The following is a 17,595-nucleotide window of genomic DNA, read 5'->3' as shown; positions in this document are numbered from 1 at the left end:
TAATAAAATTATGCAGAGGGAGCTTGAAATATTATATATCGATGACGAAGTAAACAATTTGGTTAGCTTTAAAGCGAACTTTAGATACGATTATGCTATCCATACGGCATCCAATACGAGTGAGGCCGAAACGATCCTTCATGCTCATCCTGATATTCGTATTATCTTCTGTGACCAACGTATGCCGGATGAGATGGGCATCGATTTTTTGCACCGCATTAAAAAAGATTTTCCAAAACCAATCCGTATTCTTTTAACGGCTTATGCCAATATGGAAACTGTAATCGACGCCGTTAATAAGGGGCATATTTTTAGGTTTGTCCGAAAACCCTGGATGAATGAAGAGATCGTTTCCGCAATAGAAGAAGCCAATAAGTTTTATGTTGCAAACTCTATGCTAGAGGTTAAGAATCAAGAGCTACAAAAAGCTTATGATGAATTAGATAAGTTCGCTTATAGCGTTAGCCATGATCTTCGTGATCCATTGACTGGGGTTCTTTCTGCGGTGAAACTTGGATTAGAGTTTGACAGCATAGATCGTATCCATGAGTTGTTATCACTAATGGATAGTTCCTTGGTCAGCTTAGATGCTTATATTGACAGTCTGCGCGACTATTATCTTTTACGCAGAGGGGAACTCATGTTGTCAGCGATAAATTTCGAAGAGCTCTTTGGCAACATACGTCAGTTTTACAGCATGTATACGCAAAATAAAGATGTTGCTTTTGAAATTTCAGTGGAACAAAAAGAAATCTTTAGCGGAGACAAAGCGCTTCTAGAACTAATATTGCACAATCTTCTTTCTAATGCTTTTAAATACCAACGTAAAGGACAGGAAAACCAATACGTCAAACTTTCTGTATCCGTATCAGAACGCAAAGCTAAGATTATGGTGAGTGACAACGGAATAGGCATATCTCCAGAGTATGTTGAAGATATCTTTAAATTATTCTTTAGAGCCAGTGATCAAGCGAAGGGCATGGGATTTGGGCTCTATAATGTTCAGAATGCACTCCTAAAACTACAAGGGAAAATTGAGGTACAATCACAACCAAATCAGGGCACAACCTTTACCGTCGTCATACCGAGCAAATAAGCACCTCTCTTTCGGCAACCCTATACGATTGTAGCGAAGAGTATCACTAACAAACAGACATTTTAAATAAAAGTCGACTTTCCTAAAATGATAATCTTTTAGGAAAGTAGCTTTTGCCGAAGCAGAAACTCCAACTGATCATTTGAAGTCTCAAGTTGAGAATTAGTCTCCACAATCTTTTGACGCTCAGCATAGACATCATAAGCGCGTTGAATCGTTTGATCGAGCTCTTCTTCACTCCAAGGCTTATTGAGGTAATGAAAGATCTTTCCTTTATTGACCGCATCAACAACAGCCGCCATGTCTGTATATCCCGTCAAAAGGATACGCATTGGGGCTGCATTGATCTTAATAATCTCTTCCAAAAACTCTACTCCGGTCATTTCCGGCATCCGTTGATCAGTAATGATAATATGTATCTGGTTGTTTTTGACAATATCGATCGCATCGGCACCACTAATTGCCGTAAACACTTTATACTTTAGTCGAAATGTCGCTTTAAAAGAAAACAGATTGTTTTCTTCGTCGTCAACGTACAATATCGAAATCTTCTTGTCTTCCATAAGCTTATCGTATGAAATACAAATTTACATAATAAATTCGCTGAATTAATAACAGATTAAAGAGTTTTATGTTTTCCTAGCAGAAATAATACGTGACAGCTGATAAAAATAATGGATTAGTTGTCCGACAATTTTAGCATTCGACACTGAAAAACCATTTCAATTTGATACCTGCAAAACGGAAATAATTCAATTTGCATTAAGAATAAAAAAAGCCATCCTACTTACGTAAAATAGCTTTTTGCAAGTGACCCCGCTGAGGTTTGAACCGAAAATATCTTTAAAAATCTGTTACAATCTTTTTAGTGAAAAAATAGCTTATCAATATTCCAAATCAATTTAGCTAAAATATTTAGTAAATCTAATTGTATCAATTTGTATCTTTATAGTCCTTAAAAACTGTGTGCATTAACTGTGTGCAGTTAAAAATTTGATTATAACGTATGGCAATTCCGAAGATATATTTTAAGCAGAAAAAAAATGAACGAGATGGGCAATTGTATCTTTATTATTCTTTTTTTGGTGACCGTCTTGAATACTATACTGGCTTTCGAATTGAGGAAAAGTTTTACAATAACCAATACTTTAAAAACAATCAGAAAAAACCAATCAAAAATAATTACGGTTTTGCGATCCAGGTCAATGATACTCTAGAAGAAATGATGACTTTCTGCATGACTCAGGTCAATACAAATAAAGTTAGATCAAAGGATATTCTTCGAAGCTTACTAGATGAGGAGTTTAAGGATAAGATTATTGTTCTGGATTCTGAAACTATCGAAGTTCAGCACGATCTCATATCATATTTTGAATTGGTAATCAAAGAAAGAAGGGATGGTACCAGGGTAATAATTAAGGGGCCACGAAAAGGACAACGGTATAAGGCATCTTCAATCAAAAACCAAGACACTACTTTGTATAATCTAAAAAAATATATTGAGCTGCATAAGCTCAAGAATATTCCTTTTAATGAAGTAAATCTTACATTCTATAACAAATTCAAAAAAATGTGTTTTGATATTGAAAAGATGACAACAAGTACCTTCGCCACTAGAATTCGCGATATCAAAGCTATCATGAATGAAGCTGGAGAGTTTTTTGTAACAGAAGAGATCGGTCACAAGTCGAGCCGATTTATCAAGCCTGATTATGAATCCGACACGATATCGATCAGTATGCAAGATATTGAAAAACTACATAATCATGAATTTGTCGGAAAATACAATCGGGTGAAGGATCTATTTTTGATTGGGTGCTACAGCGCAATGAGATTCGAAGATTTTAGCAATTTCCAGATACTTAGCCTGGACGAACGTTTCCTTCGGATGAAGCAAAATAAAACCGAGGAACGGGTCACAATCCCTATCATGAAAAAACTTCGGGAAATATTGGAAAAATATGATAACAATTGGCCAAAGCCCGTTAGCAATCAGGAGTTCAATAGAACAATAAAAGAAATTTTCAGATCAAAGGCTTTAAAGATAGATAAGGAAATAACCATTAAGGTCGAAGGGGTATCTAAAAAAGTTATGATGAGTGATCTTGTAGGTAGTCACACCGGCCGCAGGTCCTATGCAACCAATATGTTCATGTTAGGCGTTCCAAATCTTTTGATTATGACAGCTACTGGTCACAAGACGGAAAAGTCATTTTTAAAATATATACGAGCAACTAACGAAGACAAAGCGCGGTTGCTCGCTGAGTGGATGGATAAGCTAGGTATATAGCTTACTCATCCTTTGCATAAACATCTTGCACAAGCTTATAGACGATTTTCTTTAATTGATCGTATTGCTTGGAAAGATCTTCGTAGTCTTTTTGAATAGTGCTCACATCGGATATTAGTGTACTTTTATTTTCGTCCGTAAACTGCATTGCGCCCATACCGGTACAATACCAATTAATATTGAAATTGAATTTTTTACGCAATATCCGTAGATGAGCAAATGTTAATGGCCGCTCTCCTTTTTCCATAAAAGAGATTACAGGCTGCGATGTCCCTAGGATTTTTGACATTTCCTTTTGGGACAAATTCATTTTAAGCCTGAATTTCATTAGCCTAGCGCCTTCACTTTTAAAACCTAATCCTTCTTTTTCTTCCTCCATTATTTTGAAAATTTGAATTTAAGGTTTTTGAAAAACAGTTCTTCAGAAACTTTAAATAGATGCTCGGTAGTATATTCAATTTTAAACCCATCAACTAACGATTGATCTAAAAATAAATTTATCAGCTCACTTAGGTACTCGATCCATAAGTTATCGGTATCTTGAATGTTGACGTTTAGATATCCATCAATATCGCCTGTATCATCATCTTTCATGGCAAATAAAGTATTTACCAAAATTAGCTTTGTGTTTGATGGCCTTTGATCCTTTCCCGATACAAAGAAAATTTCGTCCTCCTGGTCCGCGAAAAATTGTTTAGATTTTAAATAGTTGATAACACTTTCAGTAATGTTCAATTGCTCTTTAATGCTAGTAATGCTCATTATATTTCTACTTCTCTTTTGACTACGTTAAAAATGTATTCCACATCATCCAAACTTAATTCAAAATCAGGGTAAGTATCCTTATCCTCATTAAGAGAATGGAGCTTCACAATTCCGGTATCCACATCATGGGCCGTCAGCTCCTTAAATATAATTCCGTCCGACTTTGTTACAAATACATAAAATGGATATTTATGTGTATGAAACCTGGACTTCCAAAAATCTTTTTTTATTTCACGGGCGATCAATATATCGCCATGTACAAAGGTTACTCTCCGATCGACATCCATGCTATCGCCAATTACCTTAAAAGCTCGGTAATTACCTTTATGATATTTATAGACTGTGGTAAAAATGTATTCCTGATCTTCGATAAATTCAGCGTCCGCATATCCAGTTAGAGAGCCCGCTTTTGCCGTTTCAGCCATTAGGGGAACCTTCATGCGGTAAACTCCAGGAGAAATCTCGTAAAATTTTGTGTTACCTTCTTCGTCAAAAATCTGCATCTCATCATCTGGAAGGTAGCCTAAGGTATTGCCATTTGATTTACTTGGAGTGTATTGGGTTACGCCTTCTCGATACTTATGTTCATCGCCAACTTTTTCAGCTAACCAATCCATGTTATACTCACTAAACACAGCATTAATTTTTTCGTACCGCCCCTTCCGCATTCTATCAAAATAATTAGGCTCTTCTTTTAACATGCTTGAAAGATTGCCTTTATCCATTCCGAGAGCTGTTGCAGCTAAAGCGTCAAATACGAATTTTTCCTTAATTGCCTGTTTGAGATTTTTTAACATCTAATTATCAAATATGTACACATTAACAGTTGTAGTTTAGTTGTATTATTGTTATATTTACAATACTGTTATACAACTACTTATAACATTGTATAACATAAATATAACAAAATTAATACCGTTTTACAACATTCACTACTATGCATATTGTAGAAAAACCCATTAAGGAAAGCGCTAAAGACCTTCTTTTGCGTCTAGAGCTTAATAATCAGGCTTTGGAAGCTGATTTAAGTAAAAAAAATTATTTAAGAAATGTTATAGGTAAAATTAAAAAAGACTATCCTGATTACTATTTTACAACTAAAACAACTGACAAAAAGGTATATGTTTGGCGCACGGACCCAAAGCCGAAGAAAAAAAAGATAAAATAAAAGTTGTATTATAGTTGTATCTTTAAATATCAAGTTGTAACTTTGTGTATCAAATAACAACAAAGCCCCGTTAGAGCGGGGCTTCAAAAGTAACACACACCCTAAAGGATGTGGTTTAAACACAAATCAAAGGTATGAAAAATACAACAATTGTAGAAGGAATCAACGAGAACTTTGTTCTAATTGACCAAGAATCTGACAAAGCGTCATTAAAAGCCTATTATGTCATGCAATCTAAATATAATGACGGCTTCTTTGAAGAGGAAGACATTATATGTGTTGGTGTTGATTTCGTAACCCAAGGTGCAGATGTTATAACAGGTGGATGGGAATCGCCGAACATCGAAGAGAGAAAATTAAGACCAGGCGACGAAGCTTTTAATTATGACGAAGCGGAACAATCGGCTCTTGAAGTAGCAAACCAACTTATCTTAAATTATGAGTTCGCCAAAGTATGATGGAATGGTCTTTAAGACTGTTCCCCACGGTACCGAAGTGATATTTTTCAATATCGTTGATGGACACGAAATTATTTATGAAGATTTCTTTCCTCACCATGATACCGAACAGATCAAATTAGAGTATATCAAAATAGTTTAAACACACAAAAAGTAACACACACAAACATGAAAAAGGTAATCATTTTATTACGGTCAATTCGACTGAATCTTTCGGATGCTTGGATATCTGACATTAAAGAAGGCACTAATTTCCTTCTGCAAATATTCATTGTTGCAGCCTTCTTTACGGTAGTAATTCTTTTCACCATTATTCACTTTTAACCCATGTCAATCATGTCAAATTTAAATATCTATGATAACCTTAAAGAGGTTCCTGAAGAATACTTAAAGCCAATAACTGGCGGAAGACTCAAAGGCATGAGTGACATAAAACCGCAATGGCGAATTATGCGTCTAACAGAACAGTTCGGCCCTTGCGGAATTGGTTGGAAAATACAAAACGTCAATTTCACCTATCAAACTAAAGGTGAAGAGATCGTTTGTAATTGTTCCTTAGAATTCCTTTTCAAGCACGAAAATGAATGGTCTGAGCCAATTTTAGGCTTCGGCGGATCAATGTTTTCAACTGTCGAAAAGAATGGTATTTATGTTTCAGATGAAGCACAAAAGATGGCTTATACAGATGCTATTTCTGTTGCAACTAAAATGATCGGAATGGCATCCGATGTATACATGGGACACAGTGGAAAATACGAAGGCAGTTCGAACGAGTCGCAAAAATCAGAAGAAGTAGTGCCTATCGGTATTGCGCCAACTCTTAAGAAAGTTATTGACAAGACTACTGATTTAGAATCGCTAAATACTATTTGGAACAACAACACGTCATTACATGACAATTTGGATTTCATAAAATTAGTAGCCCTTAAACGAGCGGATTTAACAACCACCGTGGAAGGTCTTGCTAAAATTTTCAACTCTGTGCAAAAGCTTCACACAGATGGTGATTTCGTTTCTCAATTTACTGCGAAAAAGAAGTCATTAGTTGATGCTAAAAACCAAAAACAGACAGCGTAATGGACGAAAATTTAAAGAAAGTATGTGAAGGCGTAGAAGCTGCGCTTTCACTTAAACAATCGGATTTTGGTCTTGTTGCGACTCATTATTTTGAGCTGTTAGATGAGGGCATGATCGACGAGATTGATTTTTTTATCGCGTTCAAAAAAATGGAAAAATTCGTCGAAACTATCATACCTTATTTTAAAGAAAGGATCGATGAAACCAAACTAAAGCATGGTTATGAAAAACATTTTATTACCCTTGCTACGCGAGCTGGCCGACCGTCTTGGGATTTCAGCACTTGTGGCGACACAGAGTACGATTTATTGGTAAAGCAAAAACGCGAGGTTGACGAACTGCTAAAAGGTAAAGAAGCTTTCCTAAAATCAATAACAAAAGAGTTTACAGATGAGGAAACTGGAGAGATTATTAAAGCACCAGTCAAGCATCAGGGTGTTAATATAGTAATAACATACAATAAAAATGCATAATTTCTATATAACCCCGACATTGATCGACAGCTTTCTATACTTGAAAGATGGCGGTTTCCCCCAAGATAAGGTAAAGGAATTGTTCGATAAGATCAATAAGGTTAAAACTGTACAGGATGATTCTGCAAAACGAGGTGTTGCTTTTGAGTCTTGTGTAAATTTAACGCTTACAGGGAATCCAACATATCAATTTAATGATCTTGAATTTAATGGTGATTTGGTAAATAAAGTAGTCAGCAAACTGGTAGCCTATACCGGCATTCAAGTTTGGATTGAAAAAATTGTATCATTTTCTCATGGTAGTTTTAAAGTTGGCGGATTTGCTGATTTTACCTTGGATAAAAAGATCATTGACCTAAAGACTACCTTACATTATAAGCTTGGTAAATACCAAGACTATTCTCAGCATAAAGCATTTGGTTTGATGCTTCCAGAAAATGAGAGATTCGACTATTTAATTACTGATTTTGAGAATGTCTATTTAGAGCCTTACATGAACAAAAAATCTCTTCATGAAGAATTCATTTCAAATGTCGAACTGTTTTGGGACTACTGCCAAGAAAATAAACACTTAATTATTGATACTAAAATTTGGGGAAATGGCTAAGATACTATTTTACGATTTGGAAACAACAGGTGTCATGTACTGGAAGAACGGTATACACCAAATTTCAGGAATCATCGATATTGATGGGGAAATAAAAGAGACTTTCAACTTTAAAATGCAGCCAAATCCAAATGCTGTTATTGATGATAAAGCATTGGCTATCGCAGGCATTACACGCAAAGACCTTGAAAGTTACGATATTGGAATGAATCAAGGTTATAAAAAGTTCTATGATATCCTGGCGAAATATGTTGATAAATTCAATAAGGAAGATAAGTTTTTCCTTTGTGGTTACCGAAATACTGGCTTTGACGATCCATTCGCAAACGCCTGGTTTAAACAATGTGGCGATGATTATTTTTTCTCTTGGTTTTGGGGCAATAGCTTAGATGTAAGCGTCATCGCTTCCGACAAATTCAAAGATGACAGGTCGAAAATGAAAGATTTTAAACTTTCTACTATCGCTGAAAAACTTGGTATTGTCGTTGATCCCTCAAAATTGCATGATGCTTTGTATGACGTGGAATTAACTAGGGAAAGCTATTATAGATTATGTCAGATCAAATAACCGCCAGTACCTCCAGCTTATTAGATAATGCTGTTAGGCTTTCGGAAAAGGTCGAACGTGGCGCCATGGAAAACCTTTTACGTGGTGGTACCGACAAAGTAATTCACCTGGCTAACGTAAGGCAACTATCAAATATTGTTAAGCAATTAAATCACCAATACGATGGACAATCACAAAAAGGAACTAGAGAGACTGACCATAATGGTTACCCAGATTGGTGAAGCGATCAAGGAGCAGGTCGATAGAGATAATCCCGACGAACTAACTGGAAAACTTCAAGAACTAGCTTCGCTTCAAGGTACAGCATCTTGGTGCCTAGCGACAGCGAAAGCACTATATAACTCAAAAATCGCTTCTTTACTCGTTAGTGATTTATACAAAGGATATACGGCTACTGACCGAAAAACCATATTCCTAGAACTAGCAAAAGAGGAGCTTTTTATGCTGAACATTGTCGAAAGGTATGTTGCAAATATTAGTCACTCAATAGAAAGTTTTCGAAGCATACTTTCATACAAAAAGCTCGAATTTGAACAAAGTAAATATCAAACAACATAAAGTAACACACACATGGAAATTAGAGGAAAAGTACACGAAATCGGAGTTATTCAACAAGTAACTGAAAGCTTTAAAAAACGGGAAATGGTTGTCGCTTATGCAGAGAATCCCCAATTTGTCGAATACATTACGTTTCAGGCCACTCAGGATCGAACTACTATATTCGATAATTTACAGATCGGTCAAGAAGTATCTGTTGACTTTAATCTTCGCGGCCGTCCGTGGACAAATAGAGAGGGTACAACAACCTATTTCAATTCTTTAGTAGCCTGGAGAGTTACTCCATTAACCTCGCAAACTTCAGGTGGAAGCACTCAGCCGAACTATAACGACTATCCGGCCCCTGTCGATTTAACTGGTAGCGATGATGACGATTTACCTTTCTAAATATGGCAAAATTCAGGAGACACGTTTCTGTCAACCTGGTAGGGTTGATCGAAAACTACAAAGGTAGAAAGATCACTTTTTTTGAAGATGACGAAGGGAATAAGTTATCTGATAAAGAAGCAAGAGAGGAAATACAAAGGCACCTAGATTTGGGACATAAAATGTTACCAATTGAAGAATGTGAAGGTTTTGATCCCTTTGGCCGCGGATGTCCAGGACACTTAATTGAAGACTAAAATGAACGAAATAAATCATAACAATTTGCCGGAAGCTGTCGAAGCTATTTATAAAGAGCTGTTAGATACTAGAAAGTTACTCGGAGAGGTAATGATAAAGCTCGATAGCTATTCTTCAGCTCCACCTTTACCTGAGTATATCGACGAACTATTGACTATTTCACAAGTCTGCGAATATTTAAAGGTGAAGCCAAATACCATCCATAGATGGAAAAGAAATATGTCGATCCCATATCAAAAAATCGGAACAAAAACATATTTCAGAAAGTCCGATGTGGTAAACTATAATAAAATTGAAACCAAAAAACCGAGAGGATTGAGAAGATGATAAAAATACCGAAACCTGCAGCTAAGCAACAACTATCACCCGAAAGAAAGCATTCTCTTCTATGTGATGTACAGTTCATGGGATCAATTGCTCAAATGCTTGAAAATCGTTGGAGAAACAATCTATTCGACACAAACTTAGAAAGTGCAGCTTTAAGAAATTTTAGTGTACAGATTTATCGATCGGTCCAAGGAATGAAGATCGAAATGGCTAAAAAATTCAATGTTATAAATCAAGACGAATTGGAATATGATATGATCCCTGTATTAGATCGTGTTGTTTCCTTCTTTTGCCTTTTAGATGCTGAATTAGCTAACAAGATTATGGACGGTTTGGAGCAAGGACAAGTGGAACTTATAAAGGAATTAGGTTTAGCGCCAACGGAAGCATAACTTTTCGAGCAAATGTATATCGCATTTTTATAAATGATATATATTACTATTTGCATATATTAAAAATGATTTATACATTTGCTTTATATAAAAACACATACAGGTTCTTTTTGGACTAATTACCTGGAAAGGCAGTAGCATTGTCTTTACAGCACATTTTATTATAAAAGATAATACTATATCCCTTGCCCCTAGATGATGCTACCATCGTGGGTACAGGGATTTGTATTTAAAAAAAGTAACACACACATGGAAATTAAATCAAAATTATCATTAATCCTCAAAAGGATAAAACTGGTCCTGAAAAAGGACATCAAAACCAATTACAGCGATGATTACGCTAAAGGATTTCAACATGCTGCTCTCTTGTTTCAGGTAGCAATGGATAAAGAATTTGGTAAGTACGTCCAGATTGAAGAAAACAAATCATTGATCATTCGCGAAAAAGAATCCGAGATCGAGCAACTATCGGTTTTACTGTTATCAAAACAGCGGCATATTGACCACCTCGAAACTATTTTAGAAAAAGCTTCATTTGATAGCTTAAGCGCATCGAAAATGACTAAAGTGATAAATTTAATTGCTTTTGCCACTGGGCAGTCAACTAAAGTCGTAAGAGGAAAATTGTCGGACATTTTAGAAGGAAAGGTGGTGAAAAATGGATAAGCTCACACACTTCCGTATTGATTATACGGATGTAATCCTTCAAGATTACGAGGATGGAAAAGGTAAGATCATTATTTCAAATGATGACCGGGATATTAACCTGTCATATTATTGGAGTAGTATGGGCCAGGGGTATAACCTTTCAAAATTCATTCTGAAAACTAATGACGAATATTTGATTAGAAAATTGGGCGAAAGTGATGACGATGGCCCTATAAACATGAAAAAGACAATGGCCAGTGTCCGTAGTTTTATTAAGAATGAAACATCTTGGCGTTTTTACATGAACTTGGAAGCTGATAAAAGTCTTCGAACAGAATTAAATGATGTACAAGAATCATCCTTTGATAAAAATGATTTTGTTCGACGGATGCAAGACTTAGATCCCGATTTTCCAAAAAATACTAGATGGCATGAGTTTCAGTCAGAGTGGGATGAAATGCTTCAAGGAATAACTATTGAACCTTGGTATTTTATCGTAAATGATCCGCCAGAAACAAACGTTTGGCTATCTAAATTTCTTCCGAAAATTCGCGAACACTTAAAAAAAGAAAGCGAGGGAGCGAATGGGATATAGATACGGACACCCAGCAACAGCTTTGAACGGAATACTGAATTATATCCAAAATAAGTACCCTTCAAGCTACATTGTAGATTCGTTGAAGGAAAATGTACCGAAAGATCAAAGGCACGCTGTAATGAGCTTAAAAGGGCTAAATAAGTTTATGCAAGAATATCGCTCAAGTAGGGGAAGTAATCCCTCAAACAATTTGGATAAAAACGCTAAGTATATCCAAAAAGATTTCAAACCATTTGCAGAGTACTGCAAAGAAAAGTTAAGCAAAATAGATTGATATGAAAATATTGAAAACTGTGTTTCACTTAGTTGGAACAATTTTAATCTTAGGGCTATTTTGGGGAATTGCTATTGATAACATCTTCAAAAATGGAGATTTAAGCTTTTCAGCTTTCTTATTTATTTGGGGATTTATATGGACAGCATTTTATAATGCGGCGATAGATTAAAGAAGGAAATATAATGTCAAATTCACAGGGCTGGATCAAGCTACACAGAAGTATTTTAGATTGGGAATGGTACGACGATCCGAACACAAAAATTGTGTTCCTTCATCTCCTTCTTAAGGCTAATCATAAAGATAAAGCCTATAAAGGTGTATTGGTAAAACGTGGTGAAGTTGTTACCGGAAGGCTTGTTTTGTCTGCTGAATTACGCTTATCAGAACAACAGATTAGAACGTCGTTAAATAGGTTAAAATCAACCAATGAGATAACCATCAAAACAACCAACAAAAACAGTGTTATTACTATAGTTAACTATGATTTATACCAAGAAGCAGAAAACGATCAACCAGCAAATGAACCAACTGTCAACCAACAAACAACCAACAGTCAACCAACGGTTAACCAACAAGTAACCACAAACAAGAATGTAAAGAATAATAAGAATGAAAAAAATGTAAGAATGAAAGAAGATTTTTCTTTTAGCGCTGGCGCGCAAGAAAATATTTTCGATGCCACTTTAGGATTAAATGAAGATTTCGAAAAAGAAAAAAGTTCCGCTAAAAAAGAAAAGGAATTTGGGAAGCCTGAATTCCGTCAGACATTGATAGATCTTGGTTCGAATCCTCAACATGTTGAAGACTGGATTAAGGTACGCACAGCCAAGAGAGCTACATTCACTCAAACGGTGCTTCAAGCTTTCTTCAACGAATGCGCTAAAAACAACTTTCCAATTCCAGAAGCAGTCAAGATTTGCGCAGAAAGGAGCTGGCAGGGATTTAAATACGATTGGGTTTTAAGAGATATTAACAATGGAAAACAAGCAACAGTTACAGCAAGTAAAGACCGACAAGAACGAATTAGTAGCGTCAAGAGAATGGGGGAAATGGCTCGGGCAATTATCGCAGATGCAATTAACAACGGTTCGTCAAGCGATTAATTCAAATTTGCCTTCAATTGGTATTCTTGGTGAATCGGATCCAATTGTCACTAAATCGACGATAGCAATGGAATTTGAGAACCTTCTCGACTTTCTTAATATCGGAAAGGTTATGAACGACAGCCAAATTGCCCAAACTATTGAGATGATTTTGGCATGCTATCCCGACCTCAACTTGGCAGACATTAAACTATTCTTCATGTGGCTTAAAAGAGGGCAATATGGAAAGTTTTACGACCGTATTGATGGCAGCATCATCTTGGAAGCTTTAGAAGCTTACAACATCGCTAAGATTGAGGAAATAGAGAATATTCACAACGAAAGGAAATATCAATCCCAAGGCTCATTTCATCCAAAAGTAATCGAAGTGATGAACGCGGCAGTAAATGATCACAGAAAAAGGAAATTAGAGGAAAAAAAGTCTGAGCCACCAAGGATTTTATCAGAAGCTGAAAAATTCTATCAGCGTTCAATGAAACAATTTGATAACCTATTCCGAGGTAGCAAATTGCGGAAATTCAAACTGGAAGCAGGACTAAGAGCTTTGAAAATAGGCGAAACCATCTTCACTATAGACACATTTGTCGAAAGAAAAATAAATAACAAAATCAATTCACAACAATACTAAAATAGACATCATGGCAAACTTAAAAGAAAGATTAGTAAAAAGACTTCCTAGCATTATCACCACTAAGACTGGTTTTTTGAAATTGAACCAGGAGCAAAAGGAAGCCTTAGCCGAGCGTATGGAAATTTTCTTGAAACTCGAATCCGGTGTATTAATCGAATCCCAGGGCGAACATATAGGCCTTCGTGAAATTCCTTCCATCTCAATGAACTAGGAGATGATAAAGGCAAAGGAAGGTAAATGCTCCGACTGCCAAAATAAAACACGATTAATCGCCGGACGGTGCCAATTCTGTTATTGGAAAAATCGTAAAAAAGTCAAGGAGTCGGAAGCCAAAGAATTAGAACCGACGGAAGAAATAAAAGAAAAAAAGGTAATAACGGTTTCCCGTAATAAAAAGAAATATATTATTCCGAAGCAAAGTGCAAAAAGGAGGTCTCAAAATGTTTTGTATCTAAAAAAAAGGCGTATCTTTATGGAGCAATACAATACATGTCAAGCGAGATTATCTAATTGTACTATTCTGTCCACTGATTTACATCATAAAAGGGGACGAGTAGGCAACTTACTTACGAATGAGCGATATTTTTTAGCCGTATGCAGATCATGTCACAATTATATCGAAGCTCATCCAATATTTGCCAAGGAGAAAGGTTTTTCATTAAATAGGTTATAGATGGGAGCGGAGGGAACATTACAGAAAGCCTGCGTCGATTGGTTCAAGTACAAGTACGAAAATCGAGGATTGGGAGCTATTGTCTCTATTCCAAATGAGGGAAGGCGAAATTCCAGGACTGGAGGACATTTGAAAAAGATGGGCCTGAAAGCTGGGTTTCCAGATCTACAGGTTATAAAAAGGTCAGATATCCTTTTCATTGAAATGAAAACACTGAATAAAAGAAGTAAGACATCAGACAAACAAGATGCTGTACATTGTATTTTGCGTTATTTAAAACACAAGGTAGTTGTATGCCGGACAATTGATGAATTCATACAAATGGTGGATAAATTCATGGCCGGAGTATAGCGATATTTTATCACTGATATATTTTATTTTATGGAGTTCGTAAAGCTAATGAAACTTAAAGTTTTGGAAAAGATATCGCCAGAACTTTCCCAGCACATCGATAATGAAATCAAACGCCTTATTGACGAACGGAATAGGGAATATGATGTTTATAAGATCATTGACCAATATTCATTGCTTGAAAATACTCCTATTTCAATACTAAAGTCAAATGATATAAAAACGTCTGTTGTAGAGTCAAAAAGGGAGATATGTATTATTTTCTATCTGCTTAATTGTCCATTTTATCGCTTCTATGGTATAAATGAGAAGATGCAAAAAGAGGAAGTAAAGCAGCTTTGTGACGCACTTAATATATCCAAAGGGAAGTACTGCACCTATATAAGCAGCGCCAAACACTATTATCGTATCTATGCTGATTTCCGTAGAAGGATTGACAATTATTTGCTGACCGAAAATATATCACATTTTTATAAATGATATATATTATTATTTGCATATATCAAATATAGTACATACCTTTGAATTAAAGTAACACACACATTTTAATTTAAACACTCATGGAAAGAGATCACAGATTAGCAGTAGTCTATGCTGGTATGCCGATTTTTAAAAAATCCTATCGTCCTGTTTTAGCCAAAGACAGGCTTCCGGCCAACAAAGACAAAAAAGTTTTATGGTTTGATTCATCGGCTGTTATTACAGAAGAAGAATATGCTTCATACAATCAGGTGAAAGATATGATTGGATTTTTGTTCGATTCCTGGATGGAACTAGATATATCTATCGCAAATCCATTCAATTTAAAGTAAAGTAGGCCATGAAAACAAAGCAAGAAGTAATACAGGAAGCCAAAAACTGGGCTATGTGTATTGATTGTGATTGGGAAGGATATAGAAGCGAGTGCGAACAAGATGGTGAATATTCAGAATGGCATGGAAGAAGTTTCGAATATGATATATGCCCTATATGTGGTGGTGGCGTAGAATTACATCGAGTCAACGAACAACAACAGCAATTTAAATCTTAAAACAAATGAATAACGAAATTCAACAGCGAGCAAAAGAACTTTTGGAACAAGGCGCTGAAAGAAATAAAAAGCGATTTGAGGAAATAAATCGTGAAGAAGAAAAACAGCTTCGTGACCAATTTGCTATACAGGCGCTTAACGCTCTTATTATAGCTCATAAAGGAACCTACGCAGAAATATATGAAGAGTCATATAGCATCGCTGAAAAGATGCTAAAAGCAAGAAAGGAGGTATACGGTGAATAACGAAATGCCTCTACAATGGATCAATAACCACTATGGCCTAAATGCCCAAATCGGACAGGACATATTGCATGGCAACCGTAAAGGGACTATATCAAAAGATATGGGCAATTATATCGGTGTGGTTTTCCATGACGATACAGATAACACCTACCCATGTCATCCTACTAGCGGAATAACCTATTTGGAATCGCGCACCGATTTGAAAAAGTTTAGAAAAAAGAACTGGCGATCTAAGCAACGGTACCAAGATTATATAACGGCTTCCGAATGGTATGGTGGGACATTCTTCGATTATTTGAAGGATGAGAAATTAATCAAGAGCGGCAAATATTTCGATTAGGTATAAGATAAGCTATTTACCAATCGACTTTCCTAATTCTTCAATTAGGTAGGGAACTAAAAAGAGTGCGTTCGCAATCATAATAATAGTTCCAAGTAGGTAAATAATTGTATGCCTTTTCATAACACCAAAATAAGAAAAAGAAATGAACACTGAGGAACTAGGACAACTAATCGAGCTTGTTATCAGCGAGACTATGACATTGGAAGAAGCTGCATCGATAGAGCGTGTCGATCCTCGCGAACTATCCCGTGTGATAGATGAGGTGATGACTTTTCGGTCTCGCCACTCGCGCAGTAATGAGATTGTTGTCCGTATTTCCGACTTTAAAAGACTAGACAATGAGTAAACAAGAATTAACAGTGCTGTCATTCGGAGCTGGGCAGGATAGCTCTTTTATCCTCTATATGATAATTACTTTTAAGTGGTTCAGGGAAAAGTATGTAAAGGGACGTTTGATCGTGGTTTTCAGCGATACTGGTGATGAATTTAACCACACTTATGAACATATCTTATATATCCAACGACTTTGTAAAGAAAATAATATTGAGTTCTATTTTCTTAGCAAGTCTCCATACCACCCTAGAACTTGGAAATCTCTAACTGCACAATTTGAAAGAAATCAAAATATCATGTCAATGACTGGGTCGAGGTCATGCACAGATAACCTTAAGATAAAGGTTATATACAATTTCCTAGACCATTACATTGCGCAGGAATATTATGGGTACAGAGGCTCTAAGATTCCTAAGGGAAAACACTACATCAAAAAATTTGCAGAAGATCAGGGCAAGATACGAGTCATTATTGGAATTGCCTATGGCGAAGAAAAACGAGTAATGAAAGCATCGAAGAAACAACTTAAGAAGATGCAGCGCGTATTTGATAAAAAGTGGAGTCATCCGATACCATTATGGTTCAGAATGGGTATTGAGAAATGCTACTGTCTTATCGACGAAGCAATCGCTCGATGGGATATCCACGATCGTACTGAAGCTATGGGGTTTCAATTGCCTTTCCCCTCAAATTGCAAGAAATGTCCATATATAACAAAACAGGAATTGCTTTGGCTATACAGGTTCATGCCGCTAGATTATTATTTATGGGTCTTTTATGAAAAGAAGAAGATGGTTAAGTGGGAATGTAAAGGCGATAAAAACCATGGCGTTAAAGGCGAAGGCAAAACACTGGAAGATATCCTTGAAGAAGCAATTAAAGAATTTGGACACTGGACGGACGAGCAATTAACAGAATACAAAATGTCGCACGGCCACTGTGTGATGTCAACTTATTGAA

At 36.1% G+C, this 17,595-nt stretch carries 34 protein-coding genes; 30 read left to right on the top strand and 4 right to left on the bottom strand.

Going from position 1 to position 17,595, the window contains the following annotated elements; translation table 11 throughout:
• Nucleotides 1–10: 10 nt before the first annotated feature.
• Nucleotides 11–1,096: a hybrid sensor histidine kinase/response regulator gene (locus AAW12_RS09015; RefSeq protein ID WP_046673284.1), complete on the top strand. Its 1,086-nt coding sequence runs from the start codon at nt 11–13 to the stop codon at nt 1,094–1,096.
• A gap of 98 nt (nt 1,097–1,194) precedes the next feature.
• Here the strand turns inward: AAW12_RS09015 and AAW12_RS09010 are convergent, their stop codons facing one another.
• A complete protein-coding gene (locus tag AAW12_RS09010) occupies nt 1,195–1,659 on the bottom strand; it encodes a response regulator (protein ID WP_046673283.1) in 465 nt (154 codons plus the stop codon).
• 443 nt (nt 1,660–2,102) lie between these two features.
• On the opposite strand from AAW12_RS09010, the gene AAW12_RS09005 reads away from it, so the two are divergent.
• Complete coding sequence (locus AAW12_RS09005) at nt 2,103–3,386, top strand: phage integrase SAM-like domain-containing protein (protein WP_046673282.1); 1,284 nt, start codon at nt 2,103–2,105, stop codon at nt 3,384–3,386.
• A gap of 1 nt (nt 3,387) precedes the next feature.
• On the opposite strand, the gene AAW12_RS09000 is transcribed toward AAW12_RS09005, so the two are convergent.
• From AAW12_RS09000 to AAW12_RS08990, 3 genes are read right to left on the bottom strand one after another with little or no spacing between them, the layout of a single operon-like run.
• Nucleotides 3,388–3,765: a helix-turn-helix domain-containing protein gene (locus AAW12_RS09000; RefSeq protein WP_046673281.1), complete on the bottom strand. Its 378-nt coding sequence runs from the start codon at nt 3,763–3,765 to the stop codon at nt 3,388–3,390.
• On the bottom strand, nt 3,765–4,148 hold the full coding sequence (locus tag AAW12_RS08995) for a hypothetical protein (RefSeq protein ID WP_046673280.1): 384 nt from the start codon (nt 4,146–4,148) through the stop codon (nt 3,765–3,767). The genes AAW12_RS09000 and AAW12_RS08995 overlap by 1 nt, the downstream gene beginning before the upstream one ends.
• Complete coding sequence (locus AAW12_RS08990) at nt 4,148–4,948, bottom strand: helix-turn-helix transcriptional regulator (protein ID WP_046673279.1); 801 nt, start codon at nt 4,946–4,948, stop codon at nt 4,148–4,150. The genes AAW12_RS08995 and AAW12_RS08990 overlap by 1 nt, the downstream gene beginning before the upstream one ends.
• A gap of 140 nt (nt 4,949–5,088) precedes the next feature.
• On the opposite strand from AAW12_RS08990, the gene AAW12_RS08985 reads away from it, so the two are divergent.
• From AAW12_RS08985 to AAW12_RS08860, 28 genes are all read left to right on the top strand, one after another.
• Complete coding sequence (locus AAW12_RS08985; RefSeq protein WP_046673278.1) at nt 5,089–5,319, top strand: hypothetical protein; 231 nt, start codon at nt 5,089–5,091, stop codon at nt 5,317–5,319.
• Between the two features lie 134 nt (nt 5,320–5,453).
• Nucleotides 5,454–5,777: a hypothetical protein gene (locus AAW12_RS08980; RefSeq protein WP_046673277.1), complete on the top strand. Its 324-nt coding sequence runs from the start codon at nt 5,454–5,456 to the stop codon at nt 5,775–5,777.
• Nucleotides 5,758–5,919 (top strand): hypothetical protein, encoded by a 162-nt coding sequence (locus AAW12_RS26225; protein ID WP_156167599.1) that lies wholly within the window; start codon nt 5,758–5,760, stop codon nt 5,917–5,919. Before AAW12_RS08980 ends, AAW12_RS26225 begins: the two co-directional genes overlap by 20 nt.
• 194 nt (nt 5,920–6,113) lie before the next feature.
• Nucleotides 6,114–6,854 (top strand): hypothetical protein, encoded by a 741-nt coding sequence (locus AAW12_RS25415; protein WP_156167598.1) that lies wholly within the window; start codon nt 6,114–6,116, stop codon nt 6,852–6,854.
• Entirely contained in the window at nt 6,854–7,327 is a 474-nt protein-coding gene (locus tag AAW12_RS08970) for a hypothetical protein (RefSeq protein ID WP_046673276.1), read from the top strand. Before AAW12_RS25415 ends, AAW12_RS08970 begins: the two co-directional genes overlap by 1 nt.
• Complete coding sequence (locus tag AAW12_RS08965; protein ID WP_046673275.1) at nt 7,320–7,934, top strand: hypothetical protein; 615 nt, start codon at nt 7,320–7,322, stop codon at nt 7,932–7,934. Before AAW12_RS08970 ends, AAW12_RS08965 begins: the two co-directional genes overlap by 8 nt.
• Nucleotides 7,927–8,502 carry an exonuclease domain-containing protein gene (locus AAW12_RS08960; RefSeq protein ID WP_046673274.1) on the top strand — a complete coding sequence of 192 codons (576 nt, stop codon included), beginning with the start codon at nt 7,927–7,929 and terminating at the stop codon, nt 8,500–8,502. The genes AAW12_RS08965 and AAW12_RS08960 overlap by 8 nt, the downstream gene beginning before the upstream one ends.
• Nucleotides 8,487–8,723: a hypothetical protein gene (locus AAW12_RS26220; RefSeq protein WP_156167597.1), complete on the top strand. Its 237-nt coding sequence runs from the start codon at nt 8,487–8,489 to the stop codon at nt 8,721–8,723. The genes AAW12_RS08960 and AAW12_RS26220 overlap by 16 nt, the downstream gene beginning before the upstream one ends.
• Nucleotides 8,665–9,060 carry a hypothetical protein gene (locus tag AAW12_RS08955; protein WP_046673273.1) on the top strand — a complete coding sequence of 132 codons (396 nt, stop codon included), beginning with the start codon at nt 8,665–8,667 and terminating at the stop codon, nt 9,058–9,060. The genes AAW12_RS26220 and AAW12_RS08955 overlap by 59 nt, the downstream gene beginning before the upstream one ends.
• 12 nt (nt 9,061–9,072) lie before the next feature.
• Nucleotides 9,073–9,447, top strand: a complete 375-nt coding sequence (locus AAW12_RS08950; RefSeq protein ID WP_046673272.1) for a DUF3127 domain-containing protein — start codon at nt 9,073–9,075, stop codon at nt 9,445–9,447.
• Nucleotides 9,448–9,449: 2 nt separating this feature from the next.
• Nucleotides 9,450–9,683, top strand: coding sequence for a hypothetical protein (locus tag AAW12_RS08945; RefSeq protein WP_046673271.1), 234 nt, complete (start codon nt 9,450–9,452; stop codon nt 9,681–9,683).
• A 1-nt stretch (nt 9,684) separates the two neighbouring features.
• Nucleotides 9,685–10,011: a helix-turn-helix domain-containing protein gene (locus AAW12_RS08940; protein ID WP_046673270.1), complete on the top strand. Its 327-nt coding sequence runs from the start codon at nt 9,685–9,687 to the stop codon at nt 10,009–10,011.
• Nucleotides 10,008–10,403 carry a hypothetical protein gene (locus tag AAW12_RS08935; RefSeq protein WP_046673269.1) on the top strand — a complete coding sequence of 132 codons (396 nt, stop codon included), beginning with the start codon at nt 10,008–10,010 and terminating at the stop codon, nt 10,401–10,403. The genes AAW12_RS08940 and AAW12_RS08935 overlap by 4 nt, the downstream gene beginning before the upstream one ends.
• A 249-nt stretch (nt 10,404–10,652) precedes the next feature.
• Entirely contained in the window at nt 10,653–11,069 is a 417-nt protein-coding gene (locus AAW12_RS08930) for a hypothetical protein (protein ID WP_046673268.1), read from the top strand.
• Nucleotides 11,062–11,646 carry a hypothetical protein gene (locus AAW12_RS08925; RefSeq protein ID WP_046673267.1) on the top strand — a complete coding sequence of 195 codons (585 nt, stop codon included), beginning with the start codon at nt 11,062–11,064 and terminating at the stop codon, nt 11,644–11,646. The genes AAW12_RS08930 and AAW12_RS08925 overlap by 8 nt, the downstream gene beginning before the upstream one ends.
• Nucleotides 11,636–11,923: a hypothetical protein gene (locus AAW12_RS08920; protein ID WP_046673266.1), complete on the top strand. Its 288-nt coding sequence runs from the start codon at nt 11,636–11,638 to the stop codon at nt 11,921–11,923. The genes AAW12_RS08925 and AAW12_RS08920 overlap by 11 nt, the downstream gene beginning before the upstream one ends.
• Nucleotide 11,924: 1 nt before the next feature.
• Nucleotides 11,925–12,095, top strand: a complete 171-nt coding sequence (locus AAW12_RS26215) for a hypothetical protein (RefSeq protein ID WP_156167595.1) — start codon at nt 11,925–11,927, stop codon at nt 12,093–12,095.
• A 13-nt stretch (nt 12,096–12,108) separates the two neighbouring features.
• Nucleotides 12,109–13,029, top strand: a complete 921-nt coding sequence (locus tag AAW12_RS25410; protein WP_053003592.1) for a hypothetical protein — start codon at nt 12,109–12,111, stop codon at nt 13,027–13,029.
• Entirely contained in the window at nt 12,998–13,657 is a 660-nt protein-coding gene (locus AAW12_RS25405) for a DUF6633 family protein (protein ID WP_053003591.1), read from the top strand. Before AAW12_RS25410 ends, AAW12_RS25405 begins: the two co-directional genes overlap by 32 nt.
• Before the next feature lie 10 nt (nt 13,658–13,667).
• Nucleotides 13,668–13,871: a hypothetical protein gene (locus tag AAW12_RS08905; protein WP_046673265.1), complete on the top strand. Its 204-nt coding sequence runs from the start codon at nt 13,668–13,670 to the stop codon at nt 13,869–13,871.
• Nucleotides 13,872–14,333: 462 nt separating this feature from the next.
• Nucleotides 14,334–14,684, top strand: coding sequence for a VRR-NUC domain-containing protein (locus tag AAW12_RS25400; RefSeq protein WP_053003590.1), 351 nt, complete (start codon nt 14,334–14,336; stop codon nt 14,682–14,684).
• A 48-nt stretch (nt 14,685–14,732) separates the two neighbouring features.
• A complete protein-coding gene (locus AAW12_RS08890) occupies nt 14,733–15,164 on the top strand; it encodes a hypothetical protein (protein WP_156167594.1) in 432 nt (143 codons plus the stop codon).
• Nucleotides 15,165–15,244: 80 nt separating this feature from the next.
• Entirely contained in the window at nt 15,245–15,496 is a 252-nt protein-coding gene (locus AAW12_RS08885; RefSeq protein ID WP_046673262.1) for a hypothetical protein, read from the top strand.
• Between the two features lie 8 nt (nt 15,497–15,504).
• Nucleotides 15,505–15,714, top strand: coding sequence for a hypothetical protein (locus tag AAW12_RS08880; RefSeq protein WP_046673261.1), 210 nt, complete (start codon nt 15,505–15,507; stop codon nt 15,712–15,714).
• A gap of 5 nt (nt 15,715–15,719) precedes the next feature.
• Nucleotides 15,720–15,959, top strand: coding sequence for a hypothetical protein (locus AAW12_RS08875; protein WP_046673260.1), 240 nt, complete (start codon nt 15,720–15,722; stop codon nt 15,957–15,959).
• Nucleotides 15,952–16,299: a hypothetical protein gene (locus AAW12_RS08870; protein ID WP_156167593.1), complete on the top strand. Its 348-nt coding sequence runs from the start codon at nt 15,952–15,954 to the stop codon at nt 16,297–16,299. The genes AAW12_RS08875 and AAW12_RS08870 overlap by 8 nt, the downstream gene beginning before the upstream one ends.
• A 145-nt stretch (nt 16,300–16,444) precedes the next feature.
• Nucleotides 16,445–16,648, top strand: coding sequence for a hypothetical protein (locus AAW12_RS08865; RefSeq protein ID WP_046673258.1), 204 nt, complete (start codon nt 16,445–16,447; stop codon nt 16,646–16,648).
• On the top strand, nt 16,641–17,594 hold the full coding sequence (locus AAW12_RS08860; protein ID WP_046673257.1) for a hypothetical protein: 954 nt from the start codon (nt 16,641–16,643) through the stop codon (nt 17,592–17,594). Before AAW12_RS08865 ends, AAW12_RS08860 begins: the two co-directional genes overlap by 8 nt.
• Nucleotide 17,595: the final 1 nt, after the last annotated feature.

The organism is Sphingobacterium sp. Ag1, from assembly GCF_000988325.1.
GTDB lineage: Bacteria > Bacteroidota > Bacteroidia > Sphingobacteriales > Sphingobacteriaceae > Sphingobacterium.
The sequence above is the reverse complement of the archived record's forward strand: the minus strand, read 5'-3'. Positions and strand labels throughout refer to the sequence as shown.

Bases quoted from the DNA above. Each gene is read 5' to 3' on its own strand.
- AAW12_RS08885 (WP_046673262.1), top strand. From the start codon at position 15,245: ATGGAAAGAGATCACAGATTAGCAGTAGTCTATGCTGGTATGCCGATT.
- AAW12_RS08935 (WP_046673269.1), top strand. From the start codon at position 10,008: ATGATAAAAATACCGAAACCTGCAGCTAAGCAACAACTATCACCCGAA.
- AAW12_RS08960 (WP_046673274.1), top strand. From the start codon at position 7,927: ATGGCTAAGATACTATTTTACGATTTGGAAACAACAGGTGTCATGTAC.
- AAW12_RS08860 (WP_046673257.1), top strand. From the start codon at position 16,641: ATGAGTAAACAAGAATTAACAGTGCTGTCATTCGGAGCTGGGCAGGAT.
- AAW12_RS25415 (WP_156167598.1), top strand. From the start codon at position 6,114: ATGTCAAATTTAAATATCTATGATAACCTTAAAGAGGTTCCTGAAGAA.
- AAW12_RS26220 (WP_156167597.1), top strand. From the start codon at position 8,487: ATGTCAGATCAAATAACCGCCAGTACCTCCAGCTTATTAGATAATGCT.
- AAW12_RS09005 (WP_046673282.1), top strand. From the start codon at position 2,103: ATGGCAATTCCGAAGATATATTTTAAGCAGAAAAAAAATGAACGAGAT.
- AAW12_RS08905 (WP_046673265.1), top strand. From the start codon at position 13,668: ATGGCAAACTTAAAAGAAAGATTAGTAAAAAGACTTCCTAGCATTATC.
- AAW12_RS08940 (WP_046673270.1), top strand. From the start codon at position 9,685: ATGAACGAAATAAATCATAACAATTTGCCGGAAGCTGTCGAAGCTATT.
- AAW12_RS08955 (WP_046673273.1), top strand. From the start codon at position 8,665: ATGGACAATCACAAAAAGGAACTAGAGAGACTGACCATAATGGTTACC.
- AAW12_RS09015 (WP_046673284.1), top strand. From the start codon at position 11: ATGCAGAGGGAGCTTGAAATATTATATATCGATGACGAAGTAAACAAT.
- AAW12_RS08950 (WP_046673272.1), top strand. From the start codon at position 9,073: ATGGAAATTAGAGGAAAAGTACACGAAATCGGAGTTATTCAACAAGTA.
- AAW12_RS08985 (WP_046673278.1), top strand. From the start codon at position 5,089: ATGCATATTGTAGAAAAACCCATTAAGGAAAGCGCTAAAGACCTTCTT.
- AAW12_RS08865 (WP_046673258.1), top strand. From the start codon at position 16,445: ATGAACACTGAGGAACTAGGACAACTAATCGAGCTTGTTATCAGCGAG.
- AAW12_RS25400 (WP_053003590.1), top strand. From the start codon at position 14,334: ATGGGAGCGGAGGGAACATTACAGAAAGCCTGCGTCGATTGGTTCAAG.
- AAW12_RS08920 (WP_046673266.1), top strand. From the start codon at position 11,636: ATGGGATATAGATACGGACACCCAGCAACAGCTTTGAACGGAATACTG.
- AAW12_RS08875 (WP_046673260.1), top strand. From the start codon at position 15,720: ATGAATAACGAAATTCAACAGCGAGCAAAAGAACTTTTGGAACAAGGC.
- AAW12_RS08945 (WP_046673271.1), top strand. From the start codon at position 9,450: ATGGCAAAATTCAGGAGACACGTTTCTGTCAACCTGGTAGGGTTGATC.
- AAW12_RS08930 (WP_046673268.1), top strand. From the start codon at position 10,653: ATGGAAATTAAATCAAAATTATCATTAATCCTCAAAAGGATAAAACTG.
- AAW12_RS08965 (WP_046673275.1), top strand. From the start codon at position 7,320: ATGCATAATTTCTATATAACCCCGACATTGATCGACAGCTTTCTATAC.
- AAW12_RS25410 (WP_053003592.1), top strand. From the start codon at position 12,109: ATGTCAAATTCACAGGGCTGGATCAAGCTACACAGAAGTATTTTAGAT.
- AAW12_RS26225 (WP_156167599.1), top strand. From the start codon at position 5,758: ATGAGTTCGCCAAAGTATGATGGAATGGTCTTTAAGACTGTTCCCCAC.
- AAW12_RS08995 (WP_046673280.1), bottom strand. From the start codon at position 4,148: ATGAGCATTACTAGCATTAAAGAGCAATTGAACATTACTGAAAGTGTT.
- AAW12_RS08970 (WP_046673276.1), top strand. From the start codon at position 6,854: ATGGACGAAAATTTAAAGAAAGTATGTGAAGGCGTAGAAGCTGCGCTT.
- AAW12_RS08890 (WP_156167594.1), top strand. From the start codon at position 14,733: ATGAAACTTAAAGTTTTGGAAAAGATATCGCCAGAACTTTCCCAGCAC.
- AAW12_RS09010 (WP_046673283.1), bottom strand. From the start codon at position 1,659: ATGGAAGACAAGAAGATTTCGATATTGTACGTTGACGACGAAGAAAAC.
- AAW12_RS26215 (WP_156167595.1), top strand. From the start codon at position 11,925: ATGAAAATATTGAAAACTGTGTTTCACTTAGTTGGAACAATTTTAATC.
- AAW12_RS09000 (WP_046673281.1), bottom strand. From the start codon at position 3,765: ATGGAGGAAGAAAAAGAAGGATTAGGTTTTAAAAGTGAAGGCGCTAGG.
- AAW12_RS25405 (WP_053003591.1), top strand. From the start codon at position 12,998: ATGCAATTAACAACGGTTCGTCAAGCGATTAATTCAAATTTGCCTTCA.
- AAW12_RS08880 (WP_046673261.1), top strand. From the start codon at position 15,505: ATGAAAACAAAGCAAGAAGTAATACAGGAAGCCAAAAACTGGGCTATG.
- AAW12_RS08980 (WP_046673277.1), top strand. From the start codon at position 5,454: ATGAAAAATACAACAATTGTAGAAGGAATCAACGAGAACTTTGTTCTA.
- AAW12_RS08990 (WP_046673279.1), bottom strand. From the start codon at position 4,948: ATGTTAAAAAATCTCAAACAGGCAATTAAGGAAAAATTCGTATTTGAC.
- AAW12_RS08925 (WP_046673267.1), top strand. From the start codon at position 11,062: ATGGATAAGCTCACACACTTCCGTATTGATTATACGGATGTAATCCTT.